The 24,977-nt window shown below is 69.5% G+C and carries 25 protein-coding genes; 20 read left to right on the top strand and 5 right to left on the bottom strand.

Annotated features, from left to right (window positions below):
- The first annotated feature begins 31 nt into the window (after positions 1-31).
- Positions 32-1,090 (top strand): LLM class F420-dependent oxidoreductase, encoded by a 1,059-nt coding sequence (locus ACIG5F_RS15935; RefSeq protein WP_396518432.1) that lies wholly within the window; start codon positions 32-34, stop codon positions 1,088-1,090.
- Positions 1,091-1,095: 5 nt separating this feature from the next.
- Positions 1,096-2,640, top strand: a complete 1,545-nt coding sequence (locus ACIG5F_RS15930) for an acyl-CoA synthetase (RefSeq protein ID WP_396518431.1) — start codon at positions 1,096-1,098, stop codon at positions 2,638-2,640.
- Positions 2,641-2,747: 107 nt separating this feature from the next.
- Here the strand turns inward: ACIG5F_RS15930 and ACIG5F_RS15925 are convergent, their stop codons facing one another.
- The gene (locus tag ACIG5F_RS15925; RefSeq protein WP_396518430.1) at positions 2,748-3,548 is read right to left on the bottom strand and encodes a crotonase/enoyl-CoA hydratase family protein; all 801 of its coding nucleotides are present in this window, start codon (positions 3,546-3,548) and stop codon (positions 2,748-2,750) included.
- Between the two features lie 51 nt (positions 3,549-3,599).
- On the opposite strand from ACIG5F_RS15925, the gene ACIG5F_RS15920 reads away from it, so the two are divergent.
- Both ACIG5F_RS15920 and ACIG5F_RS15915 read left to right on the top strand, forming a co-directional pair.
- The gene (locus ACIG5F_RS15920; RefSeq protein ID WP_396518429.1) at positions 3,600-5,246 is read left to right on the top strand and encodes an acyl-CoA synthetase; all 1,647 of its coding nucleotides are present in this window, start codon (positions 3,600-3,602) and stop codon (positions 5,244-5,246) included.
- A complete protein-coding gene (locus ACIG5F_RS15915) occupies positions 5,227-6,315 on the top strand; it encodes an NAD(P)H-dependent flavin oxidoreductase (protein ID WP_396518428.1) in 1,089 nt (362 codons plus the stop codon). The genes ACIG5F_RS15920 and ACIG5F_RS15915 overlap by 20 nt, the downstream gene beginning before the upstream one ends.
- Before the next feature lie 71 nt (positions 6,316-6,386).
- Here ACIG5F_RS15915 and ACIG5F_RS15910 read toward each other — a convergent pair whose 3' ends face one another.
- Positions 6,387-7,409 (bottom strand): acyl-CoA dehydrogenase family protein, encoded by a 1,023-nt coding sequence (locus ACIG5F_RS15910; RefSeq protein WP_396518427.1) that lies wholly within the window; start codon positions 7,407-7,409, stop codon positions 6,387-6,389.
- A gap of 13 nt (positions 7,410-7,422) precedes the next feature.
- Entirely contained in the window at positions 7,423-8,604 is a 1,182-nt protein-coding gene (locus tag ACIG5F_RS15905) for an acyl-CoA dehydrogenase family protein (RefSeq protein WP_396518426.1), read from the bottom strand.
- Positions 8,605-8,698: 94 nt separating this feature from the next.
- Between ACIG5F_RS15905 and ACIG5F_RS15900 the strand changes: the two genes are divergently transcribed.
- The 13 genes from ACIG5F_RS15900 (at position 8,699) to ACIG5F_RS15840 (ending at position 19,730) form a co-directional block, all read left to right on the top strand.
- Complete coding sequence (locus ACIG5F_RS15900; RefSeq protein ID WP_396518425.1) at positions 8,699-8,890, top strand: ferredoxin; 192 nt, start codon at positions 8,699-8,701, stop codon at positions 8,888-8,890.
- Positions 8,891-8,971: 81 nt separating this feature from the next.
- On the top strand, positions 8,972-9,847 hold the full coding sequence (locus ACIG5F_RS15895; protein WP_396518424.1) for a 3-oxoacyl-ACP reductase: 876 nt from the start codon (positions 8,972-8,974) through the stop codon (positions 9,845-9,847).
- A gap of 9 nt (positions 9,848-9,856) precedes the next feature.
- Positions 9,857-10,609 carry a glucose 1-dehydrogenase gene (locus ACIG5F_RS15890; protein WP_396518423.1) on the top strand — a complete coding sequence of 251 codons (753 nt, stop codon included), beginning with the start codon at positions 9,857-9,859 and terminating at the stop codon, positions 10,607-10,609.
- Positions 10,606-11,367: an MlaE family ABC transporter permease gene (locus ACIG5F_RS15885; RefSeq protein WP_396518422.1), complete on the top strand. Its 762-nt coding sequence runs from the start codon at positions 10,606-10,608 to the stop codon at positions 11,365-11,367. The genes ACIG5F_RS15890 and ACIG5F_RS15885 overlap by 4 nt, the downstream gene beginning before the upstream one ends.
- 1 nt (position 11,368) lies before the next feature.
- The gene (locus ACIG5F_RS15880; protein WP_396518421.1) at positions 11,369-12,175 is read left to right on the top strand and encodes an MlaE family ABC transporter permease; all 807 of its coding nucleotides are present in this window, start codon (positions 11,369-11,371) and stop codon (positions 12,173-12,175) included.
- Positions 12,172-13,455: an MCE family protein gene (locus ACIG5F_RS15875; RefSeq protein ID WP_396518420.1), complete on the top strand. Its 1,284-nt coding sequence runs from the start codon at positions 12,172-12,174 to the stop codon at positions 13,453-13,455. The genes ACIG5F_RS15880 and ACIG5F_RS15875 overlap by 4 nt, the downstream gene beginning before the upstream one ends.
- Positions 13,452-14,486 (top strand): MCE family protein, encoded by a 1,035-nt coding sequence (locus ACIG5F_RS15870; RefSeq protein WP_396518419.1) that lies wholly within the window; start codon positions 13,452-13,454, stop codon positions 14,484-14,486. The genes ACIG5F_RS15875 and ACIG5F_RS15870 overlap by 4 nt, the downstream gene beginning before the upstream one ends.
- On the top strand, positions 14,483-15,493 hold the full coding sequence (locus ACIG5F_RS15865; RefSeq protein ID WP_396518418.1) for an MCE family protein: 1,011 nt from the start codon (positions 14,483-14,485) through the stop codon (positions 15,491-15,493). Before ACIG5F_RS15870 ends, ACIG5F_RS15865 begins: the two co-directional genes overlap by 4 nt.
- The gene (locus tag ACIG5F_RS15860) at positions 15,490-16,632 is read left to right on the top strand and encodes an MCE family protein (protein WP_396518417.1); all 1,143 of its coding nucleotides are present in this window, start codon (positions 15,490-15,492) and stop codon (positions 16,630-16,632) included. Before ACIG5F_RS15865 ends, ACIG5F_RS15860 begins: the two co-directional genes overlap by 4 nt.
- On the top strand, positions 16,629-17,624 hold the full coding sequence (locus ACIG5F_RS15855; RefSeq protein ID WP_396518416.1) for an MCE family protein: 996 nt from the start codon (positions 16,629-16,631) through the stop codon (positions 17,622-17,624). Before ACIG5F_RS15860 ends, ACIG5F_RS15855 begins: the two co-directional genes overlap by 4 nt.
- Complete coding sequence (locus tag ACIG5F_RS15850) at positions 17,621-18,781, top strand: MCE family protein (protein ID WP_396518415.1); 1,161 nt, start codon at positions 17,621-17,623, stop codon at positions 18,779-18,781. Before ACIG5F_RS15855 ends, ACIG5F_RS15850 begins: the two co-directional genes overlap by 4 nt.
- Complete coding sequence (locus ACIG5F_RS15845; protein WP_396518414.1) at positions 18,778-19,260, top strand: hypothetical protein; 483 nt, start codon at positions 18,778-18,780, stop codon at positions 19,258-19,260. The genes ACIG5F_RS15850 and ACIG5F_RS15845 overlap by 4 nt, the downstream gene beginning before the upstream one ends.
- Positions 19,257-19,730, top strand: a complete 474-nt coding sequence (locus ACIG5F_RS15840; RefSeq protein WP_396518413.1) for a hypothetical protein — start codon at positions 19,257-19,259, stop codon at positions 19,728-19,730. The genes ACIG5F_RS15845 and ACIG5F_RS15840 overlap by 4 nt, the downstream gene beginning before the upstream one ends.
- A gap of 18 nt (positions 19,731-19,748) precedes the next feature.
- Here the strand turns inward: ACIG5F_RS15840 and ACIG5F_RS15835 are convergent, their stop codons facing one another.
- Positions 19,749-20,891, bottom strand: a complete 1,143-nt coding sequence (locus ACIG5F_RS15835; RefSeq protein WP_396518412.1) for a DUF222 domain-containing protein — start codon at positions 20,889-20,891, stop codon at positions 19,749-19,751.
- Positions 20,892-21,323: 432 nt separating this feature from the next.
- Here ACIG5F_RS15835 and ACIG5F_RS15830 point away from each other — a divergent pair, with 432 nt between their 5' ends.
- The 3 genes from ACIG5F_RS15830 to ACIG5F_RS15820 are packed head-to-tail and all read left to right on the top strand — an operon-like array spanning position 21,324 to position 24,117.
- On the top strand, positions 21,324-21,893 hold the full coding sequence (locus ACIG5F_RS15830) for a PadR family transcriptional regulator (protein WP_396518411.1): 570 nt from the start codon (positions 21,324-21,326) through the stop codon (positions 21,891-21,893).
- Positions 21,893-23,296 carry an FAD-dependent monooxygenase gene (locus tag ACIG5F_RS15825; protein ID WP_396518410.1) on the top strand — a complete coding sequence of 468 codons (1,404 nt, stop codon included), beginning with the start codon at positions 21,893-21,895 and terminating at the stop codon, positions 23,294-23,296. The genes ACIG5F_RS15830 and ACIG5F_RS15825 overlap by 1 nt, the downstream gene beginning before the upstream one ends.
- The gene (locus ACIG5F_RS15820) at positions 23,293-24,117 is read left to right on the top strand and encodes a GNAT family N-acetyltransferase (protein ID WP_396518409.1); all 825 of its coding nucleotides are present in this window, start codon (positions 23,293-23,295) and stop codon (positions 24,115-24,117) included. Before ACIG5F_RS15825 ends, ACIG5F_RS15820 begins: the two co-directional genes overlap by 4 nt.
- A 46-nt stretch (positions 24,118-24,163) precedes the next feature.
- Here ACIG5F_RS15820 and ACIG5F_RS15815 read toward each other — a convergent pair whose 3' ends face one another.
- Positions 24,164-24,790: a DUF4360 domain-containing protein gene (locus tag ACIG5F_RS15815; RefSeq protein WP_396518408.1), complete on the bottom strand. Its 627-nt coding sequence runs from the start codon at positions 24,788-24,790 to the stop codon at positions 24,164-24,166.
- Positions 24,791-24,977: the final 187 nt, after the last annotated feature.

Raw genomic sequence — 24,977 nt, 5'->3', positions numbered from 1 at the left:
CACGTTCTCGTTTTTGCGGCAAGATGAAGCCATGAGGCTTGGACTGCAACTCGGCTACTGGACCCCCGTGCCGGCCCCGAACACCCCGGAGCTGGTCGCCGCGGCGGAACGCGGCGGCTTCGACTCGGTGTTCGCGGCCGAGGCGTGGGGCTCGGACGCGTTCACCCCGCTGGCCTGGTGGGGTTCCCGCACGTCACGGCTGCGCCTGGGCACCTCGGTGGTCCAGATGTCGGCCCGCACGCCGGCGGCGTGCGCCATGCACGCCCTGACCCTGGACCGGCTCAGCGGTGGACGATTCATCCTGGGCCTGGGCGTGTCCGGCCCACAGGTGGTCGAGGGCTGGTACGGCCAGCCCTTCGCCCAGCCGCTGGCGCGGACCAGGGAATACGTGTCGATCGTGCGGCAGGTGCTGGCCCGCGAGGCGCCGGTGGTCAACAACGGCCGGCACTATCCGCTGCCGTACCAGGGGCCCGGCGCGCTCGGGCTGGGCAAGCCGCTGAAGTCGATAGCCCATCCGCTGCGCCCGGACGTGCCGATCATGCTGGGCGCGGAGGGGCCCAGGAACGTGGCGCTGACCGCGGAGATCGCCGACGGCTGGCTGGCCATCTACTACACGCCCCGGCTGGCCCCGATGTACGACGAATGGCTGGCCGAGGGCTTCGCGCGGCCGGGTGCGCGGCGCTCCCGCGAGGAGTTCGAGATCGTGGCCAGCTGCCAGATCGTGCTCACCGACGACCGGGTGGCGGCCGTACAGGCGATGAAACCCGTGCTGGCCTTGTACATCGGCGGCATGGGCGCGGCCGGCATGAACTTCCACGCCGACGTCTTCAGTCGGATGGGCTATCCGGATCAGGTGGCCGCCATCGGCGAGCTGTTCCGGGCCGGCCGCAAGGCGGAGGCGGCGGCCGAGGTGCCGGACGCCCTGGTCGAGGACGTGGCCGTGATCGGCAACGCCGAGCAGGTGCGGAGTCGGGTCGCCGAGATGGAGCGGGCCGGCGTGACCACCCTGCTGGTCGGCTGTGCGAGCACGGCCCAGGTCGACCAGCTGTCCGCGACCCTTGTCGGCGAAGTGGAACACGTTCTAGATTGAGGTGTATGACGGCGCCTGGACTGTGGAACATCGCGGCTGCGGAACCCGGGTTGACGGCTGTCGTCGACCCCGACGGCGGAGAGGTCGGCTACGGCGAGCTGGCGGCCGCGGCGGACCGGTACGGGCGGGGGCTGCAGGCCATGGGCCTGCGGCCCGGCGACAGCGTGGTGGTGTTGCTGCCCAACGGATCCGACCTGCTGGCCATGTACTTCGCCGCCATGCAGACCGGTCTGTACATCGTGCCGGTGAACTGGCACCTGGTCGGGCCCGAGGTCGCCTACCTCGTCGCCGACTCCGGGGCCAAGGCCTTCGTTGCCTCGCAGCGGTTCGCCGACACCGCCGTGGTGGCGGGGGAGTCGCTGCCGGCCGATGCCCGCTTCGCCGTCGGCGAGATCCCCGGCTTCCGGCCGCTGTCCGAGTTGGGGGCCGGCGAACCCGTTGGCCGGCCCGACATCCGCACCGCCGGCGCGCCGATGCTCTACACCTCCGGCACCACCGGCCGGCCCAAGGGCGTGCGCCGGGCGCTCACCGGGGCCGACCCGGACGAGCTGCCGGCCGCCGGCGTCTGGTTCTTCGGCATCTTCGACCTCAAGCCGTTCGACGGGCACGTGCACCTGTGCGGCTCGCCGCTGTATCACACGGCGGTGCTGAACTTCGTCGCCCTGTCCGTCCAATTCGGACACAAGACGGTGTTGATGGACCGGTGGGACGCCGCCGAGATGCTGCGGCTGATCGAGAAGCACCGGGTCACCCACAGCCACATGGTGCCCACCCAGTTCCGCCGCCTGCTGGCGCTGCCCGAGGACGTGCGGTCCTCGTTCGACGTCTCCTCCCTGCGGGCCGCCATTCACGGCGCGGCCCCGTGTCCGCTGGAGGTCAAGCGGCGGATGATCGAGTGGTGGGGGCCGGTCGTCACCGAGTACTACGCCGCCACCGAGGGCGGCGGGACCGTCATCGAGGCCTCCGACTGGCTGCGCAAACCCGGCTCCGTCGGCCTGCCGTGGCCCGGCTCCGTGGTCAAGGTCCTCGGCGACGACGGCTCCGAGCTGCCCGCCGGCGAGGTCGGCACCGTGTACATGCGGATGGGCACGTCCACCTTCGAGTACTACCGCGACAAGGCCAAGACCGACGCCGCCCGCGTGCGCGACCTGTTCACCCTCGGTGACGTCGGCTATCTGGACGAGGACGGCTACCTGTTCCTGCGCGACCGCAAGGCCGACATGATCATCTCCGGCGGCGTCAACGTCTACCCGGCCGAGATCGAGGGCGAGCTCGCCTGCCACCCCAAAGTCGCCGACGTCGCCGTGTTCGGCATTCCCCACCCCGACTGGGGCGAGGAGATCAAGGCCGTCGTCCAACCCGCCGACGGCGTCATCGGCTCCCCGGAACTCACCGAGGAGCTCCTCGCCTTCGCCGCCTCCCGCCTGGCCAAGTTCAAGCTCCCCCGCACCGTCGACTACGTCGCCGAGCTCCCCCGCGACCCCAACGGCAAGCTCTACAAGCGCCGCCTGCGCGACCCGTACTGGCAGAACCAGGAACGCGCCATCTGAGGCCGGGCCGAGCCGCCGCTGGGGGCAGGCCGGGCGCAGTCGTGTCTCGTGCGCCCGCGCCGCGAGGTTGCCGACAGTCGGCCTGAACCCCCGCTCGCGGGGGTTGGTCAGCGGCCTTTGAAGGCGGGCTTGCGTTTGGCGGCGAAGGCGGCGGGGCCCTCCTTGGCATCGTCGCTGAGGAAGACTCGCATGCCGAGCTGGGCCTCGATGGCGAAGGCCTCGTTCTCGGGCATAGCCTCGGTCTCGCGGATGGTGCGCAGGATGGCCCGCACGGCCAGCGGGCCGTTGGCGGCGATCATGTCGGCCAGCTCCAAGGCCTTGGCCAGCGCTTGTCCGTCGGGCACAACATGACCGATCAAGCCGTAGCTCAGGGCTTCGGCGGCGGTGATGTGCCGGCCGGTCAGGAGGAGGTCGGCGGCGACGGTGTAGGGGATCTGGCGGGGCAGCCGCACGGCGGAGCCGCCGAGCGGGAACAGGCCCCAGCGGGCCTCGGACACGCCGAAGCGCGCGCTCTCGCCGGCCACCCGGATGTCGGTGGCCTGGAGGATCTCGGTGCCGCCGGCGATGGCCGGGCCCTCGACCGCGGCGATCAGCGGCTTGGTCAGGCGGCGGCCCTTGAGCAGCGGCTCGATCACCGACAGGTCCCAGCCGCCGCCGGAGAACGAGTCGCCGGGATGGCTTGAGGTCATGGCCTTGAGGTCGGCGCCGGCGCAGAACGCGCCGCCGGCCCCGGTGAGCACGCAGGCCCGGACGCTGTCGTCCGAATCGACCCGGTCCCAGGCCTCGCGCATGATCGCCATCATCGGGCCGGACAGGGCGTTGCGCGCCTCCGGGCGGTTCATCGTCACCACGAGGACCGCGCCTCGTTGGTCTACCAGGCAGTGCTCGGACTCCTGCGTCGCGGTCATCAAGCCTCCCAGGGGATTGCCCAAAACAGTAACACGTTCTAGTTTGCAGGGGTGGCCCTCAACATCGCAGACCTCGTGGAGCACGCAGCCGATCTCGTCCCCGAGCGCGCCGCGGTGATCTGCGGCGAGCGCCAGGTCAGCTACGCGCAGTTGGACGAGCGCGCCAACCGGCTGGCCAACCACCTCGCCGCGAACGGCGTCGGACCGGGCGACCACGTCGGTGTCTACTCACGGAATTCCATTGAGATGGTGGAAAGCATGCTCGCGGCGTACAAGCTGCGGGCGGTCGCCATCAACATCAACTACCGGTACACGCGCGCCGAGCTGCGCTACGTGTTCGACAACTCCGACCTCGTGGCCCTGGTGCACGAGCGCCGCTACGCGCCGCTGGTGGCCGACGTCCTGCCGGAGGTGCCCCGGCTGCGGCATGTGGTCTACACCGAGGACGGCGCGAACGAGAACGTGTCCTACTCCGCCGTCGAGTACGAGGCGGCGCTGGCCGAAGCCAGCCCGGCCCGGGACTTCCCGGAACGCAGCCCGGACGACATCTACATCCTCTACACCGGCGGCACCACCGGCCATCCCAAGGGCGTGCTGTGGCGGCAGGAGGACGTGTGGCGCGTCCTGGGCGGCGGCATCGACTTCCTCACCGGCGTGCCGATCGAGGACGAATGGCAGCAGGCCCGCCAAGGCCAGGCCTACGGGCTGGTCCGGCTGTGCGCCCCGCCGATGATCCACGGCGCCGCCCAGTGGGGCGTGTTCGGCGCGCTGTTCACCGGCAGCACCGTGGTGCTGCTGCCGCAGTTCGACGCCGACCAGGTCTGGCGGGCGGTCGAGCGGCACAAGGTGCAGGTGATGATGATCGTCGGTGACGCGATGGCGCGGCCGCTGATCGAGTCCTATCGGGACGGTGACTACGACGCGTCCTCGCTGGCGGCGATCTCCAGCAGCGCGGCCCTGTTCTCCAAGGCGGTCAAGGAACAGTACGTGGCCGCGTTCCCGAACACGGTGATCACCGACGCCATCGGCGCGTCCGAGACCGGGTTCACCGGCATCGGCGTCGTGCAGAGCGGCGCGCCGCAGTCCGGCGGCCCGCGGGTCAAGGCCGATCCGGACAGCATCGTGCTCGGTGACGACGGCCGCCCGGCCCCGCCCGGCGTGATCGGCAAACTGGCCCGCGGCGGCCATCTCCCACTCGGCTACTACAAGGACGCGGCCAAGTCGGCCGCCCTGTTCACCGAGGTCGACGGCAAACGCTATGCCGTGCCGGGGGATTTCGCCCGGCTGGAGGAAGACGGCACCGTGACCCTGTTGGGGCGCGGCAACATGTGCGTCAACACCGCGGGGGAGAAGGTGTTCCCCGAGGAGGTGGAGGGCGTGCTCAAATCGCACCCGGACGTCTTCGACGCGCTGGTGATCGGCGTGCCCGACGAGCGGCTCGGGCAGCGGGTCGGCGCCGTCGTGCAGGCCCGGGACGGGCGGACGCTGTCGTACGAGGAGCTCGACGCCCACGCCCGGCAGCAGATCGCCGGCTACAAGGTGCCGCGCAGCATCTGGGTGGTCGACGAGATCAGCCGGCTGCCCAGCGGCAAACCCGACTACCGGTGGGCGCAGGCGCTCGTCGCCGACCGGGCGCCGACCGTCGAGGTGCGGACCACCGCCGGGCTGGGAGGCACCCGTGCGCACGGACCTGTGTGATCGCTTCGGCATCGAGTACCCGATTTTCGGCTTCACGCCGTCCGAACACGTCGCCGCGGCGATCAGCCGGGCCGGTGGGCTCGGGGTGCTCGGCTGCGTCCGGTTCAACGACCCCGGCGAGCTGGACGAGGCCCTGACCTGGATGGACGAGCACACCGACGGCCGGCCCTACGGCGTGGACGTCGTGATGCCGGCCAAGATCCCCACCGAGGGCGCCGCCGTCGACCTGGACGCGCTGATTCCCCTGGAGCATCGGGAGTTCGTCGAGCGGACCCTGACCGAGCTCGGCGTTCCCCCGCTCGACTCCCACGGTTCCGGGGTGCTGGGCTGGCTGCACTCGGTGGCACGGTCCCATGTGGACGTTGCCCTGCGACACCCGATCCGGCTCATCGCCAACGCCCTGGGCTCGCCGCCCGTCGACGTGATCGAGCTGGCCCACCGGCACGACATCCCCGTCGCGGCCCTGGCCGGCAAGGCCGAGCACGCCCGGCGGCACGTGGCCAACGGCGTCGACATCGTTGTGGCGCAAGGATATGAGGCCGGCGGCCACACCGGCGAGATCGCCAGCATGGTGCTCGTGCCCGAGATCGTCGACGCCGTCGATGTGCCCGTGCTCGCCGCCGGCGGCATCGGCAGCGGCCGCCAACTCGCCGCCGCCCTCGCCCTCGGCGCGTCCGGCGGCTGGCTCGGCTCGTGCTGGCTGACCACCTCCGAGTACTCCGAGGGGCTGCCCGCCTCCGCCACCCAGGCCGCGCTGCTGGCCGCCGGCTCCTCCGACACCGTCCGCAGCCGCATCTACACCGGCAAACCGGCTCGGCTGCTCAAAACCCGATGGACCGAGGCCTGGGCCCAGCCCGACGCCCCCGCGCCGCTGCCCATGCCCCTGCAGAACCTGCTCGTCGCCGACGCCCACCAACGCATCATGCGCTCCGGCGATCCCACCGTCGTCTCCATGCCCGTCGGGCAGATCGTCGGCCGGATGAACGAGATCCGCCCCGTCGCCGCCGTCATGGCCGATCTCCTGCGAGAGTTCGACGACACCCTCACGCGCCTGGACAAGCTCCGCTGACCCACTCCGCCAGCCGGGCCAGCGACTCCCGGCTGTGCGGGTCCATTCCCCGCTTCGACCGCCCGCAACCCTTACACCGGCGTCGTGGCCAGGGCCGCTCCGAGGTGCCGGAGGTGGGTGGTAGCCCCGCCCAGCGCGAACTCCACCCGCTTGGCCGCCGTGAAGTACCGGTGCAGCGGATGGCTGACGTCGATTCCCATTCCGCCATGGATGTGCACGGCCGTGTGGCCGACGTAGTGTCCGGCCTCGGCGGCCCAGAACTTGGCGGTGGCCAGCTCGGTCTCGCAGGGTAGCCCCTCGCTCAGCCGCCAGGCGGCTTGCCACAGCGTCAACCGGACGGCCTCGACCTGGATGTACGCGTCGGCGAGACGTTGCGACACCGCCTGGAAGCTGCCGATGGGCCGGTCGAACTGCTGCCGTGTCCGGGCGTGCTCGGTGGTCATCTCCAGGGCCCGTTCCACCACCCCGAGTTGCAGCGCGCACAGCCCGATGATGCCCCGGTGCAGCGCGTACTGGACGGCGGCGCCGTCGAGGACGTCGGCCTCGCCGACGGAGACGTCGGCCAGGTCGAGCTGGACGGTGTCCCCGTCGACGAGTTCCTGGGGCTGCGCGCAGACCTGGCCGGATTCGACCAGGAACAGCCGCAGGCCGTCGGGGGTGGTGGCCGGCACGAGGTAGAGATCGGCCGGCGGGACAAGCGTTTTCGTGCCGGACAGGCGCCAGGTGCCGGAAATCTGGGCTGCGCGCGTAACCGGGGTGAGGGGATCGTCGTTGTTCTCTTCGGACAAGGCGACCGACAGCGTGGTCGACCCGGTCAGTGTCGGCCGCACCCAGCGGTCGACGTGCTCGGCCGTGCCGAACCGGGCCACTGTCGCCGCCGCCTGCACGATCGAGGGCAGGTACGGCGCCGGCGAGACGGCACGGCCGAGTTCGACCAGCACGCTGCACTGCTCCAACAGTCCGAAACCGTTGCCGCCGGCCGATTCCGGCAGGGCGGCGGCCAACACGCCGGAGGCCGCCAAGTCAGTCCACTGTGGATGATCACGCACCATCGTGGCGAGATCCCGCTGCACTTGCGACAACTCGAAGTCCACCGGAGGTTCCCCCTCAGCGCCGGCCGACGGGCAGGCCGAGGCCCACCGCGGCGATGATGTCCCGCTGCACCTCGTTGGTGCCGCCGCCGAACGTCAGGATCAGTGACGACCGATGCATCCGCTCGATCCGCCCGTGCAGCAGCGCGCCGGCCGATCCCTGGCGCACCACGGCATTCGTGCCGAGCACCTCCATCAGCAGCCGGTAGGCCTCGGTGGCGAACTCGGTGCCGTAGACCTTGGTCGCCGACGCGTCGGCCGGGCTGGGCGACTGCTCGACACCCCAGGCGATCCGCCAGTTCATCAGCTTGAGGAACTCGGCCTTGGCGTGCACGCGGGCCAGGTGCAGCCGCACCCATTCCTGGTCGATCACCCGGTTGCCGTCGGGCAGCTTGGTGCGCTGGGCCCAGGCGATCACCTCGTGCAGCGCGGTCAGCACGGGCGCGGCCGAGGTCAGCGCGACCCGCTCGTGGTTGAGCTGGTTGGTGATCAGCGGCCAGCCCCGGTGCTCCTCGCCGACCAGGGCGGTCGCCGGCACCCGCACGTCCTGGTAGTACGTGGCGCTGGTGGTCGGCCCGGCCATGGTGTGCACCGGCGTCCAGCTGAAGCCCTCGGCGTCGGTGGGCACGATGAGGATGCTCAATCCCTTGTGCTTCACCGCGTCCGGATCGGTGCGGGCGGCCAGCCACACGTAGTCGGCGTACTGGATGAGGCTGGTCCACATCTTCTGGCCGTTGATCACGTAGTCGTCGCCGTCGCGGACCGCCCTGGTCCGCAGCGACGCCAGGTCGGTGCCGGCCCCTGGCTCGGAGTAGCCGATGGCGAAGTGCAGTTCGCCGGCGGCGATCCGGGGCAGGAACCGGGCCTTCTGCTCGGGCGTGCCGTACCGCATGATCGTCGGGCCGATGGTGTTGAGGGTCAGGAACGGCACCGGCACGCCGGCCGCCGCCGCCTCGTCCAGGAAGATCAGCTGCTCCAGCATGGACCGGTCCTGGCCGCCGTGCTCGCGCGGCCAGCCGATCACCAGCCAGCCGTCCCGGCCCAGCTGGGCGACGACTTCCTTGTACGCGAGGCCGTCGCCGTACTCGCCACCGGCGGTGGTCAGCGCCTCCCGCCGCTCGGGCGTCATCAGCTCCGCGAAGTAGGCCCGCAGTTCGGCGCGCAGCCGCTCCTGCTCGGGGGTGTACGCGATCCGCATCCGGCCTCCCGGCTCGGCGAGGTGGAACGTGTTCTAGTAACCGTAGCACGGTGTTACCGTGAACCGCGTTCCTGCGGACGGACGGGAGGCCCCCGTGGCGGTGGAAGTCGATCGGGACCTGTGCGAGGCCAACGGGCTGTGCGCCGCGGCCGCGCCCGAGGTATTCGAGCTGGACAACAACGACGAGCTGGTGATCCACCAGCCGCCGCAGGGCGACGAGCTGGCCCGGCGGGTGGCGGTCGCGGTGGCCGGCTGCCCGCGTTACGCGCTGCGCGTGACCGGCTGATCGGTCTTGCCCGGAACGAGAACAGATTCTAGTGTGAGCGGGATGACGGTGCGTGGGTGAACTCGACGGGGAGTGACGCTCGTGGATCTGAACGGCCCGAAGCTGGACGGCAAGGTCGCGATCGTCACCGGCGCGGCGGCCGGCCTTGGCCGGGCCGAGGCGCTCGCGCTGGCCGCGGCCGGGGCGTCGGTGGTGCTCGGCGACGTCGCCGACGCGTCCGGTGTGCTGGCCGAGATCGAGGCCCTTGGCGGTAAAGCGGAGATCGTGCCCGGCGACGTGGCCGACCGCTCCACCGCCGACGCCCTCGTGCAGGCGGCGGTGGAAGGCCTGGGCGGCCTGCACATCGTGGTGAACAACGCCGGCGTGCTGCGCGACCGGATGCTGTTCACCATGTCCGACGACGAGTGGGACACGGTGATCCGCGTGCACCTGCGCGGCCACTTCCTGCTGTCCCGCAACGCCTCGGCCTACTGGCGACAGCAGTCCAAACAGGACGGCAAGCCGGTGTACGGCCGGGTGGTCAACACCTCCTCCGAGGCCTTCCTGCTCGGCTCCGCGGGCCAGCCCAACTACGCCGCCGCCAAGGCCGGCATCGTCGCGCTGACCCTGGCCACCGCCCGCGGCATGGCCCGCTACGGCGTGAAGGCCAACGCGATCTGCCCCCGCGCCCGCACGGCCATGACCGCCGGCGTCTTCGGCGACGCGCCCGAAGGCGAGGATCCCCTTTCCCCCCAGCACGTCGCGCCGTTCGTCGCCTACCTGGCTTCGCCGGCCGCCGATCACATCAGCGGCCAGCTCTTTGTCGTGCACGGCGGCATGGTGGCCCTGATCGCCGCCCCGGCCGTCGAGCGGACCTGGCACGCCGCCGACGGCGACTGGGCCGAGGTCGGCGGCTACTTCACCGACCGCGATCCGGCGTTGACCTTTGCCTGCACCGAAGTTATGACCCTCAGTTAGGAGAAGGCCATGACCGGGCGACTGGACGGCAAGATCGCGCTGATCACCGGCGCGGCCCGCGGACAGGGCGCGGCGGCGGCGCGGCGGTTCGTCGCCGAGGGCGCGCGCGTGATCATCGCGGACGTCAACGACGACGCCGGCAAGGCGCTGGCCGACGAGCTCGGCGACGCGGCCGACTACCGGCACCTGGACGTCGGCTCCGAGGACGAGTGGGCGCAGGTCACCGCCGAGCTGGACCGGCTGGACGTGCTGGTCAACAACGCCGGCGTGCTGCACTTCTCGCCGCTGCCCAAGACCACGCTCGCCGACTACGAGCGGGTGATCCGGATCAACCAGATCGGCACCTTCCTGGGCATGCGCTCGGCGGTGCCGCTGATGAAGGACCGCGGCGGCTCCATCGTCAACGTGTCCTCCGTGGAGGGTCTGGCGGCGATGCCCCTGCTGGTGGCCTACTCCGCCTCCAAGTTCGCCATCCGCGGCATGACCAAGGTGGCGGCGGTGGAGTTGGGCCGCAAGAACATCCGCGTCAACTCGGTGCACCCGGGCGCGATCGACACCGACATGGTCAAGACCGCGCTGGGCGGCATCGAGATGGACATGACGCCGGTGCTGAAGAAGCTGGCCATCCAGCGGGCCGGCCGGCCCGAGGAGGTCGCCAACCTGGTGCTGTTCCTGGCCAGCGACGAGAGTTCCTACTGCACCGGCGGGGAGTTCTCGGTCGACGGCGGGGCGGCGGCCACCCACGCGCTGGCCCCGTCGTGATCGTCGCCTTCCGCCAGGTCGGGCGGATCTCCCTGCTGGGCTGGGATGTCGTGCGGGCGGTGCCGCAGCGGCCGTTCCAGTGGCGGGAGCTGGTCCGCCAGGCCTGGTTGTTCGCCAGCGTCACCATCCTGCCCACGGCGATGGTGGCGATCCCGTTCGGCGCGGTCATCTCGCTGCACCTGGGCTCGCTGACCAAGCAGATCGGCGCGCAGTCGTTCACCGGCGCGGCCAGCGCGCTGGCGATCATCCAGCAGGCCAGCCCGCTGATCACCGCGCTGCTGGTGGCCGGCGCGGGCGGCTCGGCCATGTGCGCCGACGTCGGCGCGCGGACCATCCGCGAGGAGATCGACGCCATGCGGGTGCTGGGCGTGCCGCCGGTGCAGCGCCTGATCGTGCCCCGGGTGCTGGCCGCGATGTTCGTCTCGATCCTGCTCAACGGCCTGGTCAGCGTGGTCGGCGTGCTGGGCGGCTACTTCTTCAACGTGATCATGCAGGGCGGCACGCCCGGCGCGTACCTGGCCAGTTTCAACGCCCTGGCCCAGCTGCCGGACCTGGTGATCAGCGAGATCAAGGCGGTGATCTACGGCTTCATCGCCGGCGTGGTCGCCGCCTACCGCGGCCTCAACCCGTCGGCCGGTCCCAAAGGCGTCGGCGACGCCGTGAACCAGGCCGTGGTCATCACCTTCCTGTTGCTGTTCCTGGTGAACGTGGTGCTGACCGGCATCTACCTGCAACTCGTCCCGCCGAAGGGCATGTGACGTGAGCGCTCCCGCCGCTCAGCTCGAGCAACTCGGCCGCCAGATGGCGTTCTACGGCCGAGCCATCGCCTGGGCGCCGCAGGCGATCCGGCGCTACCCGCGCGAGGTGTTACGCCTGCTGGGCGAGGTCAGCTTCGGCAGCGGGGCGCTGGCGGTGATCGGCGGCACGCTCGGCGTGATGATCGGCATGACCCTGTTCACCGGCACCGTCGTTGGCCTGCAAGGCTATTCGGCGCTGAACCAGCTCGGCACCTCGGCGCTGACCGGTTTCATCTCCGCCTACTTCGACACCCGCGAGGTCGCCCCGCTGTCGGCCGGCCTGGCGCTGTCGGCCACCGTCGGCTGCGGCTTCACCGCCCAGCTCGGCGCGATGCGGATCTCCGAGGAGGTCGACGCGCTGGAGGTGATGGGCGTGCCGAGCCTGCCCTACCTGGTCACCACGCGGATGCTGGCCGGTGTCGCCGCGGTCATCCCGTTGTACGTCATTGGCCTGCTCTGCTCCTATCTGGCCTCCCGTGAGATCACCGTGCTGTTCTACGGCCAGTCCGCCGGCACCTACGACCACTACTTCGCGCTGTTCCTGCCGCCGGAGGACGTGCTGTGGTCGTTCGGCAAGGTGATGGTGTTCAGCATGGTGGTGATCCTCGTGCACTGCTACTACGGCTACACCGCCAGCGGCGGACCGGCCGGGGTCGGCGTGGCCGTCGGCCGGGCGGTGCGGGCCGCGCTGGTGTCGCAGGTGGTGCTGGACTTCTTTCTCAGCCTGGCGATCTGGGGATCGTCCACCACGGTGCGGATCGCCGGATGAACCGGTATCACGTGTTCGGCGCGGCCTTCCTGGTGGCCATCGTGGCCTTCCTGTCGTTCACGGTGGCCGTCTACGAGAAGGCGTTCACGCCGGCCGTGCACGTGACGCTGGAGACCGACTCGGTCGGCAACCAGCTCAGCCCCGGCTCGGATGTGAAGGTGCGCGGGGTGCTGGTGGGGGAGGTGCGGTCCGTCCGCACCGACGGCGGCGTGGCCTCGCTCGACCTTGCGCTGCAACCGGATCTGGTCGATCAGGTGCCCTCGAACGTGACGGCCCGGCTGCTGCCGAAGACGTTGTTCGGCGAACGCTATGTGGCGCTTCAGGTTCCGCCCCGGCCGGCGGCCCCGATCGAGTCCGGGGCGGTGATCGGGCAGGACCGCAGCAGCTCGGCCATCGAGATCAGCAAGGTGTTGGACGACCTGATGCCGGTGTTGCAGGCCGTGCAGCCGCAGAAGCTCGCCGGCACCCTGACCGCCCTGTCCCAGGCGCTGGACGGCCGGGGCAAGCAGCTGGGGGAGGTGCTGACCCAGGCCGACTCGTACCTGCGGCAGCTGGCCCCCTCGCTGCCGGACCTCAACGCCGACCTGGCGTCCCTGGCCCGCGTGGCCGACACGTATTCGACCGCCGCGCCCGAGTTCCTGCACGCCCTGGCCGATCTCACCACCACCAGCCGGACCATGGTCGACCAACGGTCCCAACTGGACACTCTGTACTCGGTCGTCACCACCACGTCCGTCGACCTGGACAGCTTCCTGCGGGTCAACCAGGCCAACGTGATCGGCCTGGCCGCGTCGGCCGAGCCGACCTTGGCCGTGCTGGCCAAGTACGCGCCCGAGTACCCGTGCGTGCTGGGGCAGTTGGCCGATCAGTTGGCCAACGCCGACTTCACCTTCGGCAAGGGCACTGACCACCCCCAGATGGGCAAGTTCACGCTCACGATCACCGCCAGCCGCGGCGCGTACCAGCCGGGCGTGGACACCCCCAAGTACCTGGATACCCGCGGGCCCCAGTGCTACCAGAAGGCCAGTGGTGGCAACCTCTTCCCGCAGTATCCGCCCGGCGGCCCGATCCAGGACGGCTCGACCCATCCGCCGGCCGGCTCATCGACGAACGCCTCGACCCACCCCGCAAGCGCTTCCGTCGCCGGCTCGCCGGCCGAGCAGCAGCTCCTCAATCTCCTTGAGGCGCCCCAACTCGGCCTGATGCCGCAGCAGACGCCGGGCTGGAGCGCCCTGCTGATCGGCCCGCTGCTGCGCGGCTCGGAGGTGACGCTCAAGTGAGGTCCACCCTCGGCACGGGAGTGAAGATCACGATCTTCACGGTGGTCACCGTGGTGCTCACCGGCATGCTGGCCGCGACCATCGTCAATGCCAGCCTCGGCAACACGGCCACCTATCACGCGGTCTTCTCCGACGTCACCGGCCTCAACAAGGGTGACGACGTCCGCGTCGCCGGTGTCCGAATCGGACAGGTCGACGACATCACCTTGGTGGACAACAAGAACGCCGAGGTGACCTTCGAGCTGGCCGCCGACCGCAAGCTGCCGGCGGCGACCACGGCCTCGATCAAGTACCGGAACCTGGTGGGGCAGCGGTACGTCTCGCTCGGCACCGACGTCGGCGACGCGAACGCCGTGCTGCAACCCGGCACCACCATCCCGCTGGACCGCACCCAGCCGGCGCTCAACCTGACCGCCCTGTTCAACGGCTTCAAGCCGCTGTTCCAGGCCCTCTCGCCCCAGGACGTCAACCAGCTCTCGTACGAGATCATCCAGGTGCTGCAAGGCGAAGGCGGCACGATCAGCGACCTGCTCGCGCACACCGCGTCCATCACCTCGGCGATCGCCGGGCGGGACAAGGTGATCGGGCAGGTGATCGACAACCTCACCGCCGTGCTGGCCACCATCAACGGCCGCGGCGCCGAGCTGTCCACCCTGATCTCCACGGTGCAGCAGCTGGTCAGCGGGCTGGCCGCGGACCGGCAGCCGATCGCCGACGCGATCACCGCGCTGGACGGCCTGACCAACGCCACCGCCGGCCTGCTGGCCCAGGCCCGGCCCTCGCTGCAACAGGACATCGGCAATCTCGGGCAGGTGTCCTCGCTGCTCAACCACGCCGACCCGTCGCTCGACACCTTCCTACAGAAGCTGCCCGGCGATCTCCAGGCCTTCACCCGGACCGCCAGCTACGGCAGCTGGTTCAACTACTACCTGTGCCGGCTGTCCGGCACCGTCAGCATCGGCTCGCTGGGCGTGTCGGTGCCGATCGTGCCGTTCCCGGTGTCCCAGATGCCGGCGAGGTGTGGCCCATGAGGCGGGAAGTGCTGGTCGGTGTGGTCACCGTGGTGATGCTGGTGCTCGGCGTGCTGGCCGCGTTCAACGCCGACGACCTGCCGATCATCGGCGGCGGCACCACGTATTCGGCCTACTTCGGCGAGTCGGCCGGGCTGGTGGCCGGCAGCGAGGTCAGCGTGGCCGGCGTGAAGGTCGGCCAGGTGCGGCGGGTGTCGTTGGCCGGCAACAAGGTTCGGGTGGAGTTCCGGGTGTCGGACGTGTTCCTCGGCGACAGGACCAGCGCCTCCATCCAGATCCGCACCGTGCTCGGCGACAAGTACCTTGCCCTGCAACCGGATGGCTCAAGCGCCCAGGATCCCCGGCAGACCATTCCCCGGTCCCGCACCCTGTCCCCGTTCGACGTGACCGACGCGATCGACCAGCTCGGCCAGACCGTCGGCCAGATCGACCCGAACCAGCTGGCCACCAGCTTCCAGGTGATCTCCGACGCCTTGAAGGACACGCCGGAACCGTTGAAGCAGGCCGCGTCCGGGCTGTCGTCACTGTCAATGACCATCGCCTCCCGTGACGATCAGATCGCCGGCATGCTGGCCGGCGCCAATCAGCTGAGCTCGACCGTGTCGGCCCGGGACGCCGAGATCAGCAAGCTGCTCGACGACGGCAACCTGCTGCTTTCCGTGGTGCAGCAACGCAAGCAGGCCATCGCCCAGCTGCTCACCGGCACCCGGGAGCTGGCCGAGCAGCTCAGCGGGCTGGTCACCGACAACCAGGACCAGTTGCAGCCCGCCCTGGACCAGCTGGACGAGGTCACCGCCGTGCTGGCCCGCAACCAGGACAACCTCAACCAGGCCCTGGCGTCGCTGGCCCCGTTCGTGCGGGTGTTCAACAACACCATCGGCACCGGCCGCTGGTTCGACGGCTACATCTGCGGACTGCTGCCGCCGGCCCAGACCACCGCCGGCCTGGAGTTCAATCCCGGCGGCTGCTCGACGCCGCTGGCCGATCCGAGCCTGGGGTCGAAATGACCCGCATCCTGGCCGTCGCCTGCGTCGCCGCCCTGGTCCTGGCCAGCGCTTTCCTGTGGCTGGCCCCGACTTCCGGCACGATCGTCACGGCCTACTTCGACAAGGCCATCGGCCTCTACGCCGGCTCAGCGGTGCGGGTGCTCGGCGTGCAGGTCGGCAGCATCGACTCCGTGACCCCGGTCGGCGGCCAGGTGAAGGTTCAGTTCACTGTGGACCGTGACGTGCGGATCCCGGCCAACGTGCACGCCGTCGTGATCGCCCCCAGCCTGGTCAGCGACCGCTACGTCCAGCTCACTCCCGCCTACGACGGCGGCCCGGAGCTGCCTCCGAACTCCACGCTCAGCCGGGACCGCACCGCCAGCCCGGTGGAGCTGGACCAGTTGTTCACCAGCGTCGACCAGCTCAGCCAGGCCCTGGGTCCCAACGGGGCCAACAAGAACGGCGCCCTGTCCAACGTGATCGACTCCGCCGCCGCCACCCTGTCCGGCGCCGGCGACGCGTTGAACAACACCGTCAAGCAGCTCAGCCAGGCCGCCGGCGCCCTGGACAACTCCAAGGGCGACCTGTTCGGCGCCGTCGACAACCTCAGCAAGATCACCTCGACCCTGGCCGCGAGCGACCAGCAGGTGCACGACCTCAACGGCCGCCTCTCCGACGCCACCGGCTTCCTGGCCGACAACCGCCAGCAGCTCGGCGCGGCCGTGTCCGCCTTGGCCGCCGCCCTGACCAAGGTGCAGAAGTTCCTCACCGACAACAAGGGCCTGATCCAGACCAATGTGGACAATCTGGCCGCCATCACCAAGACCCTGGTCGACCAGCGCGCCGCCCTCGCCGAGGTACTCGATGTCGCGCCCACCGCCGCCACCAACTTCGTCAACGCCTACGACGCCAAGTCCGGCTCCATCGCCGTGCGAGGCAACATCAACGAGCTCACCTACCCGCCGGTCATGATGGTCTGCCAACTGTTGCAGCGCAGCACCCCGACCCAGATCCCCGCCACCCTGGCCGACCTCTGCCAGCAGATCGCCCCTCTCCTCGACGGCACCCTCAACCTCCCCTCCGCCGCACAGGTCTTGTCGGCCCTGCAACAGGGAAAGCTGCCACCCCTGCCACTTCCCTTGTTGGGCGGGGGAAAATGAAGCGCTCCTTGGTCATTCTGCTCCCGTTACTGCTGGTCTCCGGGTGCAGCCTCTACGACACCCCGCTCCCCGGCGGCGCCGACCTCGGCGATCACCCTTACCACGTCACCGTGCAGTTCGCCGACGTCCTGGATCTGGTTCCGCAGTCCAGTGTCAAGGTCGACGACGTGCCGGTCGGCCGCGTCGACCGCGTGGATCTCGCCCCGGACAACAAAACCGCGCTGGTCGACGTGCTGATCAACGGCTCGGTCCGACTATCCGCCAACGCCGGCGCCCAGCTCGGGCAGTCGAGTCTGCTGGGCGAGAAGTACGTGGAGCTGACCGCGCCCGCCCAACCCGACGGGCAGCTGCGGGACGGGGCCGTGATCACCAAGGACCGCACCAACCGCAGCCCCGAGATCGAGGAAGTGCTGGGGGCGCTGTCCCTGCTGCTCAACGGCGGCGACATCGGCCAGATCCAGAGCATCGTGCGGGAGCTCAACGCCGCCATGACCGGCAACGAGCCGCAGATCCGCTCTTTCCTGTCCCAAGTGGACAATCTGGTTCGTGACCTCGACGGCCAGAAGGACACCATAGTCAAGGCCATCGACGCCATGAACCGCCTGACCACCACTCTCGCCGGCCAGCGCGACAACATCGCCACCGCCCTGGACCGACTCGGCCCCGGGCTCCAGGTGGTCACCCAGCAGCGCAACGAGCTGACCAGCATGCTCAACTCCCTGGACCATCTGTCTTCGGTGGCCGTCGACACCATCAACCGCAGCCGCGACGACCTGGTCGGCGATCTCCAGAAGCTACAGCCCGTGCTCCAGAAGTTGGCGGAGACCGGTGCCAAACTGCCCACCGCGTTGGAGTATCTCGCCACCTATCCGTTCAGTGACTACGCCGCCAACGACGTGAAGGGCGACTACTTCAACTCCGACATCCGCTTCAACCTGGACCTGAGCTCGCTGCTGGGCCCGCAGTCGCCGATCATCGGGGGTGTGGGATGAGACTGCGTCTTCAACTGGCCTTGTTCCTGGTCATCGCCCTGGTCGCCATCGTCGGCCTGTACCGGTTCTTGCAGACCCCCGGCTATCAGATCACCGTGCGGCTCAGCGATTCCGGCGGGGTGTTCCCGAACGCCGAGGTGTCCTACCGGGGCGTGACCGTCGGGCGGGTCAACCAGCTCAAGCTGTCGCCCGGCGGAGTCCAGGCCCTGCTGACCATCGACTCCTCGGCCCCGGCCATTCCCGCCAGCGCCAAGGCCGTGGTCGCGAACCGGTCGGCGGTGGGGGAGCAGTACATCGACCTCGAACCGTCCGACGACAACGGGCCCTACCTGGTCCAAGGATCGACGATTGCCCAGGACCGAACTTCGCTGCCGCCCACTCCCGACCAGGTTCTGTCCAATCTGGACTCCTTGGTGAAGAGCGTGCCGGCCGACAAGCTCAAGGTCGTCGTCGACGAGTTGGACAAGACCTTCACCGGCACCGGGCCCGACCTCCAGAAGCTACTCGACGCCAGCCGTGACCTCACCGCCGCCGCGTCCGCGCACCTGCCCCAAACCAAGGCCTTGCTCTCCGACGGCAAGACCGTCCTGGACACCCAGTCCCGTGACGCCGCCGACATCACTTCGTTCGCCACCTCCCTGAACCAGATCGCCGCCCAGCTCAAGGCTTCCGACCCCGATATCCGCTCGCTGATCACCGCGACGCCGGCGGCCGCCCAGCCCGTGGACGACCTCCTGCGTTCCTCCGGCCGCGATCTCAGCGTCGTGTTGGCCAACCTCTACACCACCACCGCCATCACCTCGTCCCGCACCGCCGGCATCGAGGAGCTTTTGGTGGCCTATCCCGTGATCACCGCCTTCACTCCCGGTCTCTCGCCCGACGGCACCGGCCACCTGGGCCTGATCCTCAATTTCTTCAACCCTTTCCCGTGCACCAAGGGCTACGAGACCACCCAGGAGCGTCCGGCCAACAACACCGCTCCCGTCGCGGCCAACAGCCAGGCCTACTGCGCCGAGCCGCCCAACAGCCCCATCGACGTCCGTGGCTCGCAGAACGTCCCGCGTGGCAACACTGCCCGCCTGCCCGGCGCCTTGGGCACCACCCAGACCACTCCTTCCCCCACCAACATGGCTCAGCTACTGGGGCTGCCGGGATGACTCGGGCCCTCTCACTCCTTGCCGTGCTGGCCGTGCTCGGCGCTGCCTGGTCCGGCTGGACCTGGTGGCAGTCCTCCCATTCGTCCGACGTCGTCTACGCCCAGACCCGCGACTTGGTGCTCGCCACCGCCTCTTCGCAGATCGCCACCCTCAACTCCGTCGACTACCGCCGGGCCGACGAGGACCTGACCCAGTGGCAACGCGTCACCACCGGCAATCTCCTGACCCAGCTCACCAACCAGCACGACAGCGACGTCACCGCCACCAAGTCCCAGAAGACCAAGTCCAGCGCCAAGATCCTGTCCGCCGCCGTCAGCACCCTGGACACCCGCGCCGGCTCCGCCACCGTCCTTGTCGCCGTCGAGGTGACCATCAGCCAGGCTGACGGTCAGCCTTCCGTACGAAAATCCCGCGTGGACGCCGTGCTCACTCGCACCGCCGACGGCTGGAAGACCGCCACCGTCCAGGTGATCGAATGAAGCCCGCCATCGCGATCATCGTCGTCGCGTTGGCCGCGACGGCGTGGTTCCTGCTCAACCAGTCCCCGCCCGTGCCCAACGCCGCCCTCGTCGACCCCGCCGCCACCGCCCAGGTCGAGGCGCAGGTGAAGTCGGCCGTGGAGAACTCCTTCTCGTACGACTACACCGACACCGCCCGCACCGAACGCGCCGCCCATGCCGCCCTCGTCGGCGACGCCATCCGCGAGTATGAGCAGCTGTTCTCCCAGGTCCGCGCCCAAGCCTCTCAGCGCCAGCTGGTCCTGGTCAGCACCGTCCGCGCCATCGCCGTCCGGTCGCTCGCCGGCCTCGACGCCACCCTGCTGCTGTTCGTCGACCAGCAGTCCGTCCGCACCGGCGACAACACCAACACCTCCACCTCCGCCCAGCTCACCGTCACCGCCCACCTCTCCGGCAGCTCGTGGCAGATCACCACCCTGACCGTCCTCTAGCACCGGGGTCGACTCCTTTCACCGCCCGTGCCCGTTGCTGAACTCCGGCAGGCCGCCGTTGATCTTCACCGTCCAGCCGCCGTGGTGAATCAGCCGGTGGTCGCGTGAGCAGAGCAGCACAAGGTTGTCCAGGCTGGTCGGTCCCCCGTCAGCCCAGTGAACTAGGTGGTGCGCCTGGCATTGCCGTGGTTTTCTTCCACAGTCGGGAAAGGCGCATCCCTTGTCTCGGATGATCAACGCTCTCCGTATCGCGTTGGGGATCGTCCGGGATGTTCGTCCGATGTCGAGGACTTCGGACTTGGCTCCCAGGATCACCCGGAGGACTTTGCTGTCGCACGCGATCCGTCGTACCGAGGCGGCGTTGAGCGGCCCCAGGTTCTCCACGTCGGCGGTGCCCTTCTGCTCCTGGAAGTCCTTGAAGGACATCGTCAGGTTCAGGTGCGGCTTCTCGCCACCCTCGTCGGGTAGTTGGTCGCTGCCGAGGGCGATTTCGATGATCTCGGCGAGGGCGTCGCCTTGGCGCTGAGGGGTGGTGCGGGTGTCGTTGGCCGAGGTGGGCTTGGACTTCGACGCGATGGCCGCTTCCAGCATCGCCCCGGTCTCCGGGTCGACGTGCCCGTGGATGTGGAAGGAGCCGTTCGCGCGGCGGGTGATGTAGAGCTCCCGCGTGGGCTGGGCCAACTCCCGGTCATCGGGGGCTTTGCCGTCTTGGTCGAGCAGGTACAGGAGGTGCTTGGCAAGGTCGTGGAACTTGACCGTGTCGAACTGTGGCGCGTTTTCCACCAACGCCGCTTCGACGTCGTCGCGATCAGCCTCCGGCGCTGCGCTCAGGGTCGTGTCGATGATGTTGAGATGCTGCTTGCTCAGCGTCTCCTCGACCGCCACGTCCCGGACCGCGTTCCGCTCGAACAGCTCCGCGAACCGCACCAGATCCCGCGCCTCACCCCGGGTGATCTTCCACGTCACCGTCAGATAGGCGAGCAGCGCGTTCCGGTCGTCCTTGGTCCGACTGCTGCGGTTCCAGCGTTCCCGTACCACCGCGATCTCTCGCAGGTAGTCCGTCTTGCGCCGCTCCTCGATCAGCACGCCGACCTCGCCCAGCGCCCCGTCACTCAGTCGCCACCATTCGGTGTCGACCGGCATATCGAGGTTCGCTGACATACACTCATATTACCACATTCCGAAGCCGGATTCTCGTTGCCAGGAAACGGTTACCTCCCTGTATCCCTCCTGAAGATTCCTTCAGGAAAGCGCTTTCCGATCTTGAAAACCGCCACCCTCCCACCCGCAACCGAACAACGAAAGCCGCGCCCCCTCCCACGTCCTAAGCCCTCTGTAAACCGCACCGCCCACCCCTCTGACGCCGCGCCTACGGACCCCGCCACCCACCTGACTCGCGGCAACCGACCCAGGAAGGGGATGGCGGGCAGGAAATCCGGCGGGCAGAGCACCCGACGGGCAGGAAACGCGACGGGCGGCTAACCCACCGCGACGAGCCCGCAAACCCGAGGAACACCGACACACACCCGCGCGCTTGACACACCCCATATAGTCGGATCCGAACAGTCGGAACCGAGGATTGGTGGAGTTCGGGTGGCCAGGAGAAGCCGGAACACGCTCGCCCTAGCCGTGCTGGGGCTGCTGATGGAACGGGCGTCGCATCCATACGAGATGGCGCAGACGTTGAAGGAGCGGAACAAGAACACCAGTTTCAAGGTCACGACCGGGTCGCTCTACGACGTGGTCGAGGGGCTGGAGCGGGACGGCTGGATCCGCTCGGTGGAGACGGTGCGGGACGGCAACCGGCCGGAGCGCACGGTGTACGAGTGCACCGAGCTGGGGCTGGGCGAGTTCCAGAAGTGGATCGACGAGCTGGTGCGGGCGCCGGTGAACGAGTACCCGAAGTTCATCGCGGCCGTGAGCTACGTCGGGGTGCTGGGGCCGGAGGGCGCGGTGGATGCACTGACGGAGCGCGCGGAGCGGCTGGTCAAGACGATCGACGAGACCGATGACCAGGTGCGATCACTGTCCGTGCCAAGGCTGTTCATGATCGAGGTCGAGTACGCCCAGGCGATGCGTCGCGCCGAGGTGGAGTGGCTGCGGCGCACGGCCGCGGAGATGACGGCCGGCGAGATCACGTGGCCGAAACCGGGGGAGTTCTAGTGCGTGCGGACGTTGTGATCGCCGGCGCCGGCCCGGCCGGCCTGATGCTGGCCTGCGAGCTGGCGACGGCCGGCGTGGCGACGGTCCTGCTCGAGAAGCAGGCCGAGAGACCCGGCTTCTGCCGTGGGTTCAACCTGAATGCCCGGAGCCTGGACGTGTTCGACCGGCGGGGCATGGCGGACCGGTTCATCAGCGAGGGGCACAAGGTGCCGGTGACGGGCTTCGGCGGTCTCCCCACGCCACTCGACATCGGCAGCCTCGGGTGGGATCACCCGTACACGCTGGGCATCCCGCAGACCCGCGTGGAGGAGATCCTGGAGCAGCGGGCGATCGAACTGGGGGTGGAGATCCGCAGGGGCGAGGAACTCCGCACGTTCGGGCAGGACGAGGACGGCGTCACGGTCAACGGGGCGATCCGCGCCCAGTACCTCGTCGGCTGCGACGGCAGCCGCAGCGCGGTCCGCAAGCTGGCCGGAATTCCCTTCCCCGGCACGGAGAACTCGCGCTACACGCTGCTCGGCGACGTCGAGGCGGACATCGCCTACGGCGTGCACGAGGGCGGCGTGTTCGTGATCCCGCGTCCGGGCTACGTCCGCATCGTGGTCGCGGACCCGGTGTTCGACCGCACGGAGCCCGTGACCCTGAGCACGCTGAGCTCCACTGTGGACGAGGCGCTCAAGCGGCACGTGGAACTGAGCAATCCCCGCTGGCTGACCAGGTTCGGGGACGCGGCGCGGCAGGCGGAGCGCTATCGCAGCGGCCGGGTGCTGCTGGCCGGGGACGCGGCGCACATCCACCCGCCGGCGGGGGCGCAGGGGGTCAACCTGGCGATCGCGGACGCCATGAACCTGGGGTGGAAGCTTGCCGCGGCGGCACAGGGCTGGGCGTCGCCGGAACTGCTCGACACGTACCATTCCGAGCGGCATGCGGCGGGTGCGCGCGTCCTGCTGCACACGCAGGCGCAGGCGTTGCTCGGCGGCGACCGGGTCGGCCCGCTGCGCGAGTTGTTTGTCGAACTGAATGAACTCGACGGCGTCGGAAAATACCTCGCGGAACTGGTGACCGGTGTGGAAACCTGTTACCCCATGGGGGAATACACCACGCATCCCTGGCTTGGCCGAATGGCGCCGGACGTCGCGGTCGCCGTCGACGGCCGGCCGACCAGTGTCGCCCGGCTGCTGCGGGCCGGCCGGGGAGTGCTGCTCGACTTCGGCGCGCTCGACCACCCGCCGCTGGACCGGGTCGACGTGATCAGGGCGGAGCCGGTGGACGAGGTCCCCGCGAGCGCGCTGCTGATCCGTCCGGACGGCCACGTCGCCTGGCTGGCGACCCCGGACGGCCGCGAGGAGCCGGGGCTGCTGACCGACGCGCTGGCCCGCTGGTTCGGCCTGGTGACGGTGTGACGCCCGAGGAGCTGCGCGGCATCCAGGAGCTGACGCAGCGGACCTGGTCGCACGACAGCCCGTGCCACATCGGGGACATGGCCTGGCAGCGCTACATGCACAGCGACCGCGAGGGCGAGTGGTCGTGGCGGCTGTGGGAGGTCGACGGGCAGGTCCGGGCCTGGGGCTGGTCACAGGCGCCGGGCGACCTCCAGATCGGCGTCGACCCGGCCCACCCGGAGCTGGCCGACGAGGTGATCGTCCACTTCGGACCAAAGACGGTGACCACGCTCGACCGGCAGCCCGTGGTGCAGGAGGCCTTGCGGCGCAACGGATACACCCGAACGGACGGTCCGTATCTGGCCTACCACTCGCGTTCGCTCGACCACCTGCCGGAACCGGTGCTGCCACCGGGTTTCACGGTCCGCGCGGTGACGGCGGACGACCTGGTGCGCCGGGTCGCGGTGCACCAGGCCGCCTGGCCGGGCACGAAGGTCACCGAGCAGAGCTACCGCACGGTGATGGCGGCCTGGCCGTACCGGTCGGACCTGGACTGGGTCGCGGTCGCGCCGGACGGCTCCTTCGCGGCGAGTTGTCTGATCTGGCTCGACGAGGCCAACGGGGTCGGCCTGCTCGAGCCGGTCGGCGCCGACCCCCGGTTCCGGCGGCTGGGCCTGGGGCGGGCGGTGTGCCTGGCGGCGATGCGGGCGGTGCGTGCGGTGGGCGCCCGCGAGGCCGTGGTGTACCCCACGGTCGGGGGTTCGGCGCACCCGGGCGCCTTGGCGCTGTACCGGGCGTTGGGCTTCGCCGGCTACGCCCGCAGCGTCGACTTCCGGCGCTGAGCGGCCGGTGGCGAGGGGGGACGCCACCGACCGCCGAGGGGACAGATCAGCATTGCTTCCACTCGAAGTGATAAGTGGAGTGAATGCTGCCGTCCGTCGAGTCCATGGCCATGAAACTCGTGCTGGCCGGATCGGAGCTGCCGGCGGACACGCGCAGCTCGGTGTTGACATTGAGCAGGCGGTCGACGCCGCACGGCGCGAACACCAATGCGGCGACATCGGTCGCGTCGACCGTCTCCCAGTCATCCTGGAACGGTCCCGAGAACTTGTGGGGGACCCGGACCGTCGGCGCGGTGCCCTGGAAATAATAGTTGGCCTGTTCCATGCCCGACGCGCCCGAGGACAGCGCGGCGAAGCCGCGGTAATCGGCCTCGGCGATCGCGTAGGTGAAGCCCTGGGGCACGTGGACGCGCAGCGCCAGTTGGCAGTTCTTGCGAATGTCGGTCGGCGAGGACTGGGGGCCGACCTGGGCCAGGTAGTTGCTGTAGGTGACGGTGAACGCGGTGTTGTCCTTGGCCACGGCGACGGCGGCGGTTCCGGCGGGGCACCCGGAGCCGAGGACCGTGACGACATCGACAGTGATCTGGCCGGAAGGCGGCGGGGAAGCGGGAGCGGAAACACCGGAAGTGATCAACGATAAAGCCAGTCCGGTGGCCGCCATCGTAGTAAGCATGGGTTTCCTTCCCAATACTTTTCACGACAAGGATCGCACGCGTGGCTCACCGTAGCGCCAAGCGTAACAACGCGGCACCCACTGAACGGTGCAACATGAAAACACCCCGTTGTCCGATCGTGGGATGAATTGACGCCGGACGGTTTCCGGTGCGGAAACCGCATTGGCTGATTTAGCGCGTACGGGC

The sequence above is a fragment of the Kutzneria sp. NPDC052558 genome, from assembly GCF_044547355.1.
In the GTDB taxonomy this organism is placed as follows: Bacteria; Actinomycetota; Actinomycetes; order Mycobacteriales; family Pseudonocardiaceae; genus Kutzneria.
The sequence above is the reverse complement of the archived record's forward strand: the minus strand, read 5'-3'. Positions and strand labels throughout refer to the sequence as shown.

Coding starts and splice junctions, on each gene's coding strand:
- ACIG5F_RS15935 (WP_396518432.1), top strand. CDS start 32: ATGAGGCTTGGACTGCAACTCGGCTACTGGACCCCCGTGCCGGCCCCG.
- ACIG5F_RS15930 (WP_396518431.1), top strand. CDS start 1,096: ATGACGGCGCCTGGACTGTGGAACATCGCGGCTGCGGAACCCGGGTTG.
- ACIG5F_RS15925 (WP_396518430.1), bottom strand. CDS start 3,548: ATGACCGCGACGCAGGAGTCCGAGCACTGCCTGGTAGACCAACGAGGC.
- ACIG5F_RS15905 (WP_396518426.1), bottom strand. CDS start 8,604: ATGCGGATCGCGTACACCCCCGAGCAGGAGCGGCTGCGCGCCGAACTG.
- ACIG5F_RS15890 (WP_396518423.1), top strand. CDS start 9,857: ATGACCGGGCGACTGGACGGCAAGATCGCGCTGATCACCGGCGCGGCC.
- ACIG5F_RS15875 (WP_396518420.1), top strand. CDS start 12,172: ATGAACCGGTATCACGTGTTCGGCGCGGCCTTCCTGGTGGCCATCGTG.
- ACIG5F_RS15865 (WP_396518418.1), top strand. CDS start 14,483: ATGAGGCGGGAAGTGCTGGTCGGTGTGGTCACCGTGGTGATGCTGGTG.
- ACIG5F_RS15860 (WP_396518417.1), top strand. CDS start 15,490: ATGACCCGCATCCTGGCCGTCGCCTGCGTCGCCGCCCTGGTCCTGGCC.
- ACIG5F_RS15855 (WP_396518416.1), top strand. CDS start 16,629: ATGAAGCGCTCCTTGGTCATTCTGCTCCCGTTACTGCTGGTCTCCGGG.
- ACIG5F_RS15850 (WP_396518415.1), top strand. CDS start 17,621: ATGAGACTGCGTCTTCAACTGGCCTTGTTCCTGGTCATCGCCCTGGTC.
- ACIG5F_RS15845 (WP_396518414.1), top strand. CDS start 18,778: ATGACTCGGGCCCTCTCACTCCTTGCCGTGCTGGCCGTGCTCGGCGCT.
- ACIG5F_RS15840 (WP_396518413.1), top strand. CDS start 19,257: ATGAAGCCCGCCATCGCGATCATCGTCGTCGCGTTGGCCGCGACGGCG.
- ACIG5F_RS15835 (WP_396518412.1), bottom strand. CDS start 20,891: ATGTCAGCGAACCTCGATATGCCGGTCGACACCGAATGGTGGCGACTG.
- ACIG5F_RS15815 (WP_396518408.1), bottom strand. CDS start 24,790: ATGCTTACTACGATGGCGGCCACCGGACTGGCTTTATCGTTGATCACT.